The following is a 12,560-nucleotide window of genomic DNA, read 5'->3' on the forward strand; positions in this document are numbered from 1 at the left end:
AATCGTGAAGATATGGAAACTGAAACTTGTCTGTCTTGCCTGTATGTTGGTTTCTGCGGGGGCGCAAGGATTTGATCCCGACAATCCCAGGGACAACATCGAAGCTTGGGTCAAATTGCGCGGCGATGCGTCCGGTAAACCCACCTACCGCGTTTCATATATGTCCGCTTTTGGCGTGCCGCGGGGCGATTTCAGTGTCGAGATGTTCACTCTCGCGTCCGTTACCAAGCAGGTCATCAGGAAAATGCCGAACGGTGATTATGAAGCGCGTTGGCGCGGATGCGGCCTGTACACCGATCCGAGGACGGGCGAGTTTATCAGTTCTTTCAAAAACCCCTTCACAGGCGAAACCATCGCACTGAAACCCCTGTGCAGCATGGTCACCGGTGCCCGTTACAGTGTCAAGGACGGCATGTCCATGCTGTCGGACTTCCCAATGGAAAGCACGATTTTCAACAAACCCTATATCCTGAACTGGAAGATCGTCGGCGATACGGCGTTTGTGGAACGGGTGGCGCACACCGAATGGGAAGAGCCGGGTTCCGGCCGCCTCAAGCATGAAATGACAATCGACAGCTATGTTGCGCCCCTGTCTGAAATCATGGACCCCAATGTCACAAGTATAAATGTGCCCTACAGCTACACGCTCGTGACCGAATGGATGACAATGCTGAACATGCAGGATCGCGCCGGCGGCATGCTATGGAAATCCATCGGAACCAAGCATCACGATGTCAATGAGGTACCCGCCGAGTTGCTGGAAGAGATTGACAGGATCAAACCCGGGGAATTCGACAAGCCGATCACATTTGACTGAAGCGGGCCGGTCACCCGGACAGCCTTTAAAAGACGGGGGAATGATATGGAAAATGTCCGCCTGGAACGACTGAAAAGTCACCACAGATTGGGGGGACTTCTGCGTACCGAGAAATATTCCCTGGATGACAAAGCCCGGATACTCGACGCGATAAAGGAATTTCGCAATCAGGGGGCCAGCCTTGGCATTGCCTGCTGTCACGTCGGTATTTGCGAAGAAACCTATCGCCGTTGGAACCTGATCCTGCGGCGTGCCGTGAGACGGCGAGAACAATATTGATTGGGGCAGGAGGGAAAACTGTCCCCAAAAGCGCAGTCGTCCCTCGGACGAGACGCCGGCGCTTTTCCCATCAAATGCACAAGGGCGGTAACGGAGCGGCCGTCAAAACCGATAAACCTTAAGGAAACACGTATGCTTCAGGAGAGGAAAATGACCAAGCTGACGAGATTGTTTGCGGTTTTTCTAACCCTATCCGTACCGTTTCAGATTGCCGCTGCACAGAGCGATTCCAGAAGCAACACAAGTATTGTACGGCAGTCCCGGGGAACCCTTGAATACCGCAAGCTTTCGGATGGGGCGCTGGTTGGCTCGGAAGAGTGGACGCTGACGGTCCACCCCGATGGGTCGCGCACACTGGCCGCGCGCAACCGCTACGACGCTTATGACGTGCAACGCCACGTTACGCATCGCGTTGCAAAGGATTTTCGCCCGCTTGAAACGCTGGCTGTCTATTGGGCCAGAGGGGAATGGCGCGGGTCCGGGCTATTTATGACGCGCGGCAATCAATTTGAGGCCGTGGTCACAACGCCGGACGGTGTTTTGCGCCAGGAAATGCCAGTCCCCGAAAACTTTTCCCTGGTGCCGCACCCGCTTCAGTCCAATGCCTGGCATGGGTGGTACTACGATAAAGCGAAAGGCGGACCGCAACCGGTGAGGTGGATTGACATCATTGTTGCCCGTCCTGAAGCGACCTTCATGCTGGGGAAACTGTCTAAGACCACACTTGAGTTCATCGGTGAGGAAGAGATGACAACACCGGCGGGCACGTTCACGGTCGACCACTTTCGCGTTGGTGGTGTGGACTATTATGTAACGGGAGAAGACTCGATCATGGTCAGATTTGTCTGGGAACTGCTGGATACCGAGTTCGTCCTGACCAGCTACACCCGTGACCGCTAGTCCTGCTGGATGCCATGAGACATTGAGCAGAACACCCAAGCCATCCTGCCTAAACCATCCGGTCAGGTGCGTTTTGCTTTTGAGACGCGGCCCGGGGTCAGTCGCAAATCCCGACTGACCAGTCAGTCACGGCGCCCCATTTTAGGCGTGGGAATCGGGATGCCGACGCAAGGGCCGTCAGATATCGCGGCCCGATACCGGCTCAGCCGTCACTGGGCCGGCCGTTTGGACCGTTCCTTCGCGTTCAGCCGTGATTTTCCCGGCTCCGGCTTTCCGGCGGCCGCAGGCGTGTCAAAACAGACGGATCATGGACCGCTATATCGTCGATCCGGCCTCCATGCCCGCGAAGGCCGATCGTCTCGGGTCCGAGATAGTGCGCGACCAGATCCTCCCTCAGGGCGAGAGCAGGGGCAAGGTCGCGCGTGTTGATCACGATAAGGCGCATCCCGCCGTCCGGCATGCCAAGTGTCTTGAAACTGCCGTCCGGGGCGTATGAGGGCAGCTGCATATAGGTCACGCCCGCGGTCGCGGTCCACTGCCTCCAGAGCTTCGGCGGCGGTGGTGGATAATAGGCCGGCGGCGCAAATGCCACCACGCTGTAGCCGCCTGTATCCTCGATATCATGGTCCTCGGGGGCATATGCCCAGCGCCCCGTCTCGTACAGATGATGCAGCGCCCGCACGAAGCCGTCGCCATACAGATCGATCCACTGCACCGCGACCCGGGGGTGCGCTTCGATGATCGCGGTGCCGATACATTCGAAATTCAGCGCGCCGGTATAATCGCTAAGCTGTCGCGCGACGAAGTCCCGCAGACGGGCTTCGAGCGCTGCCGGGACAGGGATCTTGACGTGCCAGTAATCCCAGGTGCCCTTGTCCAGCGGGTACCCTTTGGCAACGCAGATCCACGGCATCTCACCCTGAACGGCGATGCAATCGACACTGTAGTGCGGGCCTTCCAGCAGCTCGCACCACATCATGCCGGGGCGCAGCGTGCTTTCAAACGCGTCGATCGTATCAAACCTGCGTGCGCCCACCGACATGCCGGAAAGGTTGTAGATCGGCTTGGCAAAAAGCGGCTCCACCGTCGGCGGCACGCCGAAGGGGCCGGCCCGCAAGCCTTGCAGTTCGGCCACATACAGTTTGTTGAACAGCCAGTGATGACGCGGGTTCAGACGGTAAGCATCCGCGTCATCGGTTGGCACGGCAGCGGTGTCGGGAAAGGCGAATGAGTCAAAATACGCCTTGCGCCAGCTGTTGCAGCACAGGATCGCCATGGACGTATCACGGGCTCGGATACACGGCCGTGGCGCCGACCTGCAGGACCCAGTCCTTGATCTCCGGTGTCTTGTCGCTGACCAGGTTTTCCACCAGATACATCAGCCGCTCCGTATCCGTGCCATGGCCTGTGCAGAAGCGGTCCTGCAGATAGAAGGGCGGCGTTGCCTGATACAACAGCCTTGCCGTGACCCTGGCAACAGGTTTGCTGTCGGACGGCAGATCAAAGGCATAGGTCAGACTGTCGGCCCCGGTGATCGGGCTGTCCCCACCGGGCGGCGGCGGGGCCTCGGTATCATAGTCGGGGTCGATGACGCCCGACGCATTGGTCACACCGACCGCTGTCGTGTCTTCAGCCAGGTTGGGCTGCGCGCCCAGGGCCTTGGCGATCCTGACGCGATGCGCCAGCGGCAAAAAGCCGGACGGGTAAAGCCGGTTGTCTTTGACCTCCGCACAGATCGACAGGAAACTGGTTGTCAACGTGCCTTCGGGTTTCGCGGCATGGCCGCAGCTTTTCGTCGTTGCGCCGGCCGGCGGCGTGCTGACCAGTTCCTGATAGATTTGCGCCTGATCCTGCGCCGTGATCAGCTCATAATGCGGCTGATGCGGCCTGTCCGTCCAGTCGGCCGGCCGCCTGCACTGTTTGGTCCACCAGACCTCGCCCGTGATCGTTTCCTGTTCTTGCGTGCCCTTGACGATTTGCCCGGCCGGGTTCACGGCCCCCGATTGCCACAGCACGGTGTCGTTGGCATCATACGCGGTGAACTCGATAAAGGCGCGGCGGAACCCGACGCCGGACGGGAACTTATGCCCGGTCAGGTTCGTCACCGTCACGTCATAGGCATGGCCGTAGGCTTTTTGGGTCTTCGGATTGGTTGGCGCGGATGTGCTTTTCGTCACCGCCACGCTCGCCGTTGCATCGTCTGCATTGTCGAGCATGGCAAGCTTTGTCAGATCGGCCGGGTTCAAGCCGTTGCTGACAAGCATCGGGCTCTGGGACGGAATGCCGAGCACGCTCGGGAATTGGTCCGCCATTTCCACAAGGAACATGTTCAGACCGACCAGCGTATGCTTGGCAAAGCCTTCGCGGTAGGGCAGATCGATAGCGTCCGCCGATTCCGCATAATCGGTGACCGGATAATTCGTACGCTCCTGAATGCCAGCGATCTTGCTGACGAAATCATCGCCCTTGGGCGTCTTGCTGGGCATGTGACAGTCCTGGCATTCGCCCGCCTTGCTGCCGGGATCGGGTTTGCCCAGCAGATACTGGTCCAGAAGTTTGCCAGAACGGAAATCGCTGAAGGCCCATTCCGGATAGGTCGTCTGTTCATAGACATAGCCAAGAATATTCGGCTCTGGGCTGTTTTTGTCCGTCTCGCCCAGCACCGGCAAATGCACCGTATGGCAGGATCCGCAAACGGCGGAGTCCGTAAAGCCCTCGTGATATTGCGGCGTGATGCCGAGGGCGTTCTGCATCGGCACGGGTCTGATCGCGCCGGCCTTGTCGTCCGGGCCGCCAAACGGGCCGTTGATATCCGTGGCCGGACCAACCTTGAAGCTGCCGGTGAACGTGGCGGCAAAGTTGGTGTTGGGCGGTTTGCCCGCGCCGTTCTGGCTGAAGATGTCCTGACGTTGCTCAACACATACGTTACGCGGCGCGACAGGGGCCGTTGCATGACCGCTGCCAGTGTTGCCGGTGGCAACGGTGGCATCGGCAAAGTCCATGCGGTGACAGGCGGTGCAATTGATGCCATCCCGGGCGAGCGCCGCGTGACGCGCTGCCAGGTCATCGAATGTTTTTGGAACGGTGTTCACAGCGCTGCGCGTGAAATCTTCGCAGGTGTTTGTTTTCGCATCATAGGTGTCGATTTGAAACTGGCGCTGGCCTGAAATGCCGTGGCAGCCCAGACAGGTGTTGTCGATGAAATCCGGCAGGGTCTTGTCCTCACCGGTGCCCGGGTGGAAGGTCTGGGTCTCCGAGGCCAGTTGCGCGAAAAAGATCGGATCCCGTCCGGCCAGTCCCATCGGAGAGGTCCGCCAGGTGGCGTAAGGCGAATAATTGTAAAGATACGGTACGGGTACGCCGCTGCCGGCATTCTCCACCAGCCGCGCATGTTCCGCCACCGTCAGCGGCTGGGTCATGTCAAACTGCATCCCCGTACCGCCCGCGTCATGGCAGCCGGCACATTGGTCCGATGTCAGATACTGGCTGGTATCTTTCAGCGGACCCGCGAAGGCGGTTGCCGTGTCATAGGTCGCGCTGATCATGCTGATACCGTCCGCGTCCGTGGGAACCGGGGTTTTGTCGTACAGATAGGTCTCGACCAGGCCCGCGACCGCCGCCAGGGCCCCGTCCATCGTCTTGTCCACCGTCTTGTCCATCGTTTCGTCCCGGGCCTGTGCCGCATCGATCGCGGCCTGCAGGGCGCGTTCCTTGTGCCCGTCCGGGGGGGAGAGCGGCGGCCTGACGGCCGCGGTCGACGGTGTCAAGGCGACCGGATCGCTGAACACCTGTTTTTCAAACCATGCATTGGTCAAATAGCTGTGGGGCTCGCCCGTGCCGAGCTGCATGTTGTTCATGCTGGAAAAGGTCGAGTTGTCGATCGCGGACGCGTGACAGTTCAGGCAATACTGCCCAAAGCCCATCGCCGGCGCGCCCTGATACTGCGCGGGCCAGTCATTGGCCGAGACGTTCTTGGTGGTCGGGTGTGGCTTGTATTTCGTGTTTTGCGTCGCGAAATTCTTTTGCGCCTTGGTCTTGGTCTCGCCAAGCGCCAGACCGTAATATCCCCAATACCAGCCGTCTTGCGTTGCCGCCGCGTCACGCACCATGAAAGCGATGCCGTTTTCGGGATAGAGGGTCATCGGATCGCGGTCCTGGCACACGGTGGCGGGCGCGGGAAACATTTCCTTCACGATGATCGCGCCATCGGGCATCGGGGTTTCCGGGGGGGTATACCGCGAGTCATCCCCTTTTCGGTACTGGGATATCCACTCATAGGCGGTCTGATTGTACCAGATCACGGCGGGGTCATGAAAACCCTTGCTCCTGGTTTGCCATTTGCCGGAACCGGAAGCGCCAAATGTCACGCCGGTGGCCATGTCCGGGCCCAGCTGGCGCACGAATTTGTCGCGGTACCAGCCCTCACCCGTGGGAACGCCGTTGCTGATGGGAGCCAGACGGCGATGGCACATATTGATGAAGAACTGGCTGACCAGATTTTCATACACTTCAGGCGCCGATTTATCGCCGACGGGTTGGGTCGCGCTGGGTGTTTCGAGCTGTGCCTCAAGCTGCGCGCACGTCGTGCCCTCGAATGTCCCTTTGGTCGGTTGAAGGTCCGCCGCGGTACTGTAGGGTTTTGGCGGTGTTGCCTCGCACCAGATCCCGGCCTGCGCGGAAAACGAGAAGACAACCATCGAAACGGCAGAAACAAAGGCTTTCATGAACGGTTTCCCCCAAACGTCTTTTTTAAGCAACTTGGAGACGCCGGCACACTGACGCCTTGACAGACAGGGCAGCGGGTACGGTGACGACAAGGGTCTTTTCCCCAAGTCGAAGACCCGGTTGGCAGGCAGGAAATCACCGCCTAAACACAATTAATGATTGTGTATTAATTTCATCCGGGTGTCAATTGCAAAGCCGTTTGGTCTGGTGCGGCAATCCGTTCGGGGACGAAACTGCGGCAAGACACTGAAAAAGACCGATGGGTTCGATGGAATAGGTCAGCCGGTCCGCCAAAATGCCTTGGGTGGCGGTTGGCTTCCGGCCGGTTACGGTTTGATCGTCACCAGCATAATCCGATTGGTGCCGCTTTGGTGGATCAGAAGATTGCCGTCGGCGGTGGCGCGCATGTGCCGGACGATGCCGGCATGGACGCCCCCCGACGGGATGGCCCAACTTTCGAAGGACTCCGTTTCGGGGTCGAAACGGATCAGCGTGTCTGGTCGCATGCCGGATTCATTGTACCAGACGATACCGTCGATTACCGCGATGGCGTATGGGTGGGCGGCAGCACCGCTGGGTGACGGCCATTCGCGGATTTTGTCGCTGTCGGGGTCATAATGGCCAAGGCGCCCCTGTCCCGAATTCACATACCAGATGGTGCCGTCATCGGCGATGTCCAGGCGGCGGACGGTGGTGCCCGGTGTGGGCAGGGCTACTTCCCGTACATCCATGGTGTCCCTGTCGACGCGCAGCAGGCAGGGGCGGCCGTTGCAGGCCACCCAGGGCACCCCGTCGGCGTCGATCTTGATACCGTAGGGTTTGGATTTGGCGCTCGGCGCGGTTGTCAGGGACACGGCGCCCGTCACCGGGTCCAGGCGACCGATCATATTGCTGTGCTGCAGGGTGAACCACAGGATGCCCTCGGCATCGAAGATGGCCGAATGCGGATCGCGGGCCGCCGGGTCGGGCATGGGATATTCGGTGATATCCCCGGTGGACGGGTCGAGGACACCGACCGTGCCGTTCCTGTTGCCGGTGTACCAGACCCGGTCGGCGGTATCCACGGTCACGGTGTGGGGGTGGGCGCCCGCTGGCATGGGATATTCGGTCATCTCGCCGCTTGCGGGATCAATGCGGCCGATCAGATTGCCCCACTGCCCGGCCCACCACACAGCGCCGTCCTGCGCCTGAACCGGGTCCCTGGGTCGTTGTCCCAGGGTCGGCACCACCCATTCGGTAAAGGTGATGTCTCTTTTGGCCGGGATGATCACGGGTGTGCGCCTGTCGTTCGGCGGAAAGTGGGTCGCCAGATAGTCGGCAATCACGGCCCGGTCTTCCGGCACGGCGGACAGGTCGATCATCGTGGCGGTCAGATCGCGCCATCCTCTTCTGTCATAGCCGGAACTGCGCGGGATCAGGTTGGTGCCGTGGCAGCCCGTGCAATAGGTTTGCACCTGTTCCCGACCCGCCCCGGCCGGCAGACCGTCAGCCCCGGCGGGCGGGATGAAGCCGCCACCACCCAAGGCAACGGCGAGCGCGGCCATCGCATGGCACGCCCAGGATGTGTTACGCCCTTTGTTCCAAAGCTTGTTTCGGTTGGCCGTCGGATTGTCACACATGGTCGGGCTCCATTGCCACGGGAACCGCTTCACAATATTCGCTCCGGCAGCGGAAGGCACACGAAAACCCCCGAAAGACGGCGGGGCCGGACCGGTTCGGCACCATCAGATACTTCGTTTCAGGGAGGGGGGATATCCTAACCTGCCGCCTTGAGGTCGCCCAGCAGGGCGACAACATCCTGCGAGGCCTTCTCCATCTCGTCGAATTGCGCCAGGGCCCCCACCCGGTCGCCTGTGGCGAACAGTTCGGCGGCTTTTTTCCCGTGGTTGTGAACGGCGGCATGCGGGGCTTCAATCTTCTTGAAGGCGGGATGCCGGATAATCGCCTCATCCTTGATCTGGTAATACCATTTCCCCAGCCGGCACTCATGGTGGCTCGCCAGTTCCGAGCTTTTGAGTTCGGCGGCCCCGACCAGCATGGCCGCCAGTTTCTTCTTCCACAGAAAATGGTCGGACATTGCATAATCAATCACGGCGTTGGGGATCTCCATCGCCTGAAACTCACCGAGAATCGTGTCGATCAGTTTCGAGGAGCGATTGACCGCCGCGACGGCTTTCTCCGCATTGGCGGCCGAGTGGTCGGTCTTCTCGCGGATCACATTGACACTGCGCGCCACTTCCTGAACCACGGCCGATTGTTCCGTGACGCTGGAGGCCGTCGCAGACATCTGGGCGGTGACATTGCGGACCGCGTCGACAATGCCCCTGATCTGTTCGCCTGTTTCATGGATTTCGCCGCGCTGTGTATCGACCGTGGTGGCGGTTTCGCTCATCGCCGTCGACATATGGCTCATCTCATCGCCGATCGTGCCGATCTTGTGGCGGATATCGTCCGTCGCCTTGGCGGTCTGACTGGCCAGTTGCTTGACCTCGCCGGCAACCACGGCAAAGCCCTTGCCGCTTTCGCCGGCACGCACCGCTTCGATCGTTGCGTTCAGGGCCAAAAGGTTGGTTTGCTTGGCAATCTCGTCGATGCTTGTCAGGACGGCTGCGATATCCTGAAAGGCGGTGGTCAGGCGCTCCATACGCTCGCCGGCGGTCGTGACGGTGCGCGAGATCATATCGATGCCCTCGATCGCGCGGGTGACGGAGGCCAGCCCGGCATCGACCGAGTTTTCGGTTGCCTGGGCGTCCTCGACCACGGCGTTGCTGGCCTCTGAGATCTGGTTGACCGTCGCGTCAAGCTCTTCCATCGCCGCTGCGATTGTCTGTGTGTTATTGGCGACATCCCGCACGTCACCGGTGACAAAGGACACTGCGGCGGTGGTTTCGCTGGCCTGCATGGAGAAAGAAACGGTGCGTACCAGATCCCGCCGCCGCTGTTGGTTGAGGGCATCCATTAAACGGCCCACAGCCTCCGCCAGTGGGCCTTTTGTCTTTGGTGTCTGTGAATAATCGCCGTCCGCCATTGCCTCCAGGCAGGCGATGATTTCCTGTTCCTGGGCACCGCCGGCTACGGCTTCACAGCCGTTTGTGACGGTGGTGTTGTGGTGCTGATCCATGTGCGTCCTGCCCGTTGAAAACACTTTAGTGAACACCATTCCATCGGTGTAATCCCCCCGACCTGAGGCGCCTCCCCGCGCGGGTCGCGGCCGTGGTGCTCCGAATATGCCGGTGACAGCATGGGCCGAGCGTGCAGGAAATTAAGTTAATCCATTATTAGCGGCCGCTTTTCGTCATGCGCTTGGGGTGCGATATGCGAATGCGCGGCCGGGGCGATGGATAAACTACCTTTATCCAGGGGGCGTGTCCGTCAGGGACACTGGCGCGCCCCCTGAAATCGTGTGCCTCCATCCCCGGCGCCGGCCTGACTGACCAGTCAGTCACGATGGCTTGCCCGTGGGGCCGGTCAGCACCGCCGGGCGCAACCCTGACGCCTTTGCCATGCCGGAAAATACGCGCAGGCTGCATTTGCCGCATGCTATCCGGGCAAATACTGGATACTGATACGGGATATAGGCTCTTGCTTTCGGGCCCACTGTTGATGTGCCGGTGAATTTTTTGAGGGAATGGGATGGACCGCGCGGATATTGTTCATGAGAATTTTCTGAACCGGGTCAGGGCCGGGAGCTTGCCGCCGCCTGCCGGCAACACGGGCCTGGTCGAGGCGGGGCTGACGCCGGAAGCCCTGGTGGAGATTTTTCACGCCCAGCTCACCAGCCGTCAGCTCGACCGGACCTCGCGCAAATTGCAGGCCCGGGGCGAGGGGTTTTATACCATCGGCTCCTCGGGCCATGAAGGCAACGCGGCCATTGCCACGGCCTGCCGGCCCACCGATATGGCGTTTCTGCATTACCGCGATGCCGCCTTTCAGATCGCGCGGTCGCGGCAGGTGCCCGGCACGACGGTGATCTGGGACATGCTGCTCAGCTTCACCGCCTCCAGCGAGGACCCCATCTCAGGCGGGCGGCACAAGGTGCTGGGCTCAAAGTCGCTGACCATCCCGCCGCAAACCTCGACAATTGCCTCCCATCTGCCGAAGGCCGTCGGCGCCGCCTACAGCGTCGGTCTCGCCAGGCGGCTGCGGCCGGACCATCGCGCCATGGCCGACGACGCCATTGTGCTGTGCAGTTTCGGCGATGCCTCGCTCAACCATTCGACGGCGCAGGGCGCCTTGAACACCGCCGGCTGGACTGCCTATCAGCATGTGCCGCTGCCGCTTCTGTTCGTGTGTGAGGACAATGGCATCGGCATTTCGGTGAAAACGCCGAAGGACTGGGTGGCCGCGTCCGTGTCCGGCCGCCCCGGTCTGACCTATCTGCGCTGCAACGGGCTGGACGTGGTCGAAACCCATGCCGTCGCCCGTGACGCGGTCGCCCATGTTCGCCGCCATAAAGCACCGGTGTTCCTGCATATGACCTGCGTGCGGCTATACGGTCATGCCGGTGCCGATGCCCAGACGGCCTATCTCAGCCGCCAGGAAATCGAGGCGGACGAGGCCAATGACCCGCTGTTGCACACCGCCCGGCGGCTGATGGACCTCGGCATCATGACAGCGGACGAGGTGGTGGAAACCTACACCGCAGTCGGCGCACGGGTGGAGCGCGCGGCGCGGCAGGTGGTCACCCGGCCGAAACTGAAAACCGCAGCGGATGTCAAGGCCAGTCTGATCCCCCCGACACGGCTGTGCAGGCCGGTTGCCCCGGTCGCGCAGGCGGCGCGCGAGACGACATTCGGCAGCAGCGACATGCGGCAGATGGGCGAACCGCTTCACATGGCCAAACTGATCAACATGACGCTCACCGACCTGATGCTGCAACATGGCGAGATCGTTCTCGCCGGCGAGGATGTTGGCCCAAAGGGCGGCGTTTACGGTGTGACCCAGCGTCTCAGCCAGCGCTTCGGGCGTCACCGGGTGATCGACACGCTGCTCGATGAACAGTCCATTCTCGGCCTGGCGATCGGTCTGGCGCACAACGGCCTGCTGCCCATACCGGAAATCCAGTTTCTCGCCTATCTGCACAATGCCGAGGACCAGTTGCGCGGCGAGGCCGCGACCCTGCCCTTTTTCTCAAACGGTCAATACAGCAACCCCATGGTGGTACGGATCGCCGGTCTTGGCTACCAGCGGGGCTTCGGCGGCCATTTCCACAATGACAACTCGCTCGCCGTGCTGCGCGACATTCCCGGTATCATTCTCGCCTGTCCGTCCAACGGGCGCGACGCGGTATTGATGCTGCGCGAAAGCGTGCGCCTTGCCCGTGAGGACCAGCGTGTCGTCGTTGTTGTCGAGCCCATCGCGCTTTATATGACGCGGGATCTGCACACCGCCGGTGACGGCGGCTGGGCCCACATGTATCCGGATGTGGAGGACCGCGCCGCCCTGGGCACGGTGGATGTGCGCGGACAGGGCACCGATCTCGCCGTGGTCACCTATGGCAACGGGGTCTATCTGTCCTGTCAGGCGGAAAAAATTCTCGCCGAACAGCACGGTCTGTCCGTGCGCATCGTCGACATGCGCTGGCTGTCCCCCATGCCGGCCGACGCCATTTTGGAGGCCGTCGCCCCGTGTCGGAAAGTCCTGATCGTCGATGAATGCCGCGCCACCGGCTCGCAGAGCGAGGCTTTGGTGACACTGTTTGCCGAACACGCCGGCAAGGTGGTCTCCCGCCTGGCCGCCGAGGACTGTTTCATCGCCACCGGCCCGGCCTACGGTGCGCCGTTGCCGTCCCGCGACGCTATTGTCGCGGCCGCCCTTGAACTGACGGCGGAGGTGTGAC

The 12,560-nt window shown here is 61.0% G+C and carries 8 protein-coding genes; 4 read left to right on the forward strand and 4 right to left on the reverse strand.

Annotated elements, in window-relative coordinates; genetic code table 11:
* Window positions 1-4 precede the first annotated feature (4 nt).
* From BXY39_RS08395 to BXY39_RS08405, 3 genes are all read left to right on the forward strand, one after another.
* A complete protein-coding gene (locus BXY39_RS08395; protein WP_121938429.1) occupies window positions 5-817 on the forward strand; it encodes a DUF1838 family protein in 813 nt (270 codons plus the stop codon).
* Window positions 818-862: 45 nt separating this feature from the next.
* The gene (locus BXY39_RS08400) at window positions 863-1,096 is read left to right on the forward strand and encodes a hypothetical protein (protein WP_121938430.1); all 234 of its coding nucleotides are present in this window, start codon (window positions 863-865) and stop codon (window positions 1,094-1,096) included.
* A gap of 150 nt (window positions 1,097-1,246) precedes the next feature.
* Complete coding sequence (locus BXY39_RS08405) at window positions 1,247-1,996, forward strand: hypothetical protein (RefSeq protein ID WP_147453519.1); 750 nt, start codon at window positions 1,247-1,249, stop codon at window positions 1,994-1,996.
* A gap of 244 nt (window positions 1,997-2,240) precedes the next feature.
* Here BXY39_RS08405 and BXY39_RS08410 read toward each other — a convergent pair whose 3' ends face one another.
* The 4 genes from BXY39_RS08410 to BXY39_RS08425 all read right to left on the reverse strand — a co-directional run bounded on the left by BXY39_RS08410 (window position 2,241) and on the right by BXY39_RS08425 (window position 9,842).
* Window positions 2,241-3,272 carry an ATP-grasp domain-containing protein gene (locus BXY39_RS08410; RefSeq protein WP_121938432.1) on the reverse strand — a complete coding sequence of 344 codons (1,032 nt, stop codon included), beginning with the start codon at window positions 3,270-3,272 and terminating at the stop codon, window positions 2,241-2,243.
* A gap of 7 nt (window positions 3,273-3,279) precedes the next feature.
* A complete protein-coding gene (locus BXY39_RS08415; RefSeq protein WP_121938433.1) occupies window positions 3,280-6,720 on the reverse strand; it encodes a hypothetical protein in 3,441 nt (1,146 codons plus the stop codon).
* 327 nt (window positions 6,721-7,047) lie between these two features.
* A complete protein-coding gene (locus BXY39_RS08420) occupies window positions 7,048-8,340 on the reverse strand; it encodes a Vgb family protein (RefSeq protein WP_211332149.1) in 1,293 nt (430 codons plus the stop codon).
* Between the two features lie 137 nt (window positions 8,341-8,477).
* Window positions 8,478-9,842 carry a methyl-accepting chemotaxis protein gene (locus BXY39_RS08425; protein WP_170163709.1) on the reverse strand — a complete coding sequence of 455 codons (1,365 nt, stop codon included), beginning with the start codon at window positions 9,840-9,842 and terminating at the stop codon, window positions 8,478-8,480.
* 512 nt (window positions 9,843-10,354) lie between these two features.
* Here BXY39_RS08425 and BXY39_RS08430 point away from each other — a divergent pair.
* The gene (locus BXY39_RS08430) at window positions 10,355-12,559 is read left to right on the forward strand and encodes a dehydrogenase E1 component subunit alpha/beta (protein ID WP_121938435.1); all 2,205 of its coding nucleotides are present in this window, start codon (window positions 10,355-10,357) and stop codon (window positions 12,557-12,559) included.
* The last annotated feature ends 1 nt before the right edge of the window (window position 12,560 follow it).

Source organism: Eilatimonas milleporae (assembly GCF_003688555.1).
Taxonomy (GTDB): Bacteria; Pseudomonadota; Alphaproteobacteria; order Sphingomonadales; family Kordiimonadaceae; genus Eilatimonas; species Eilatimonas milleporae.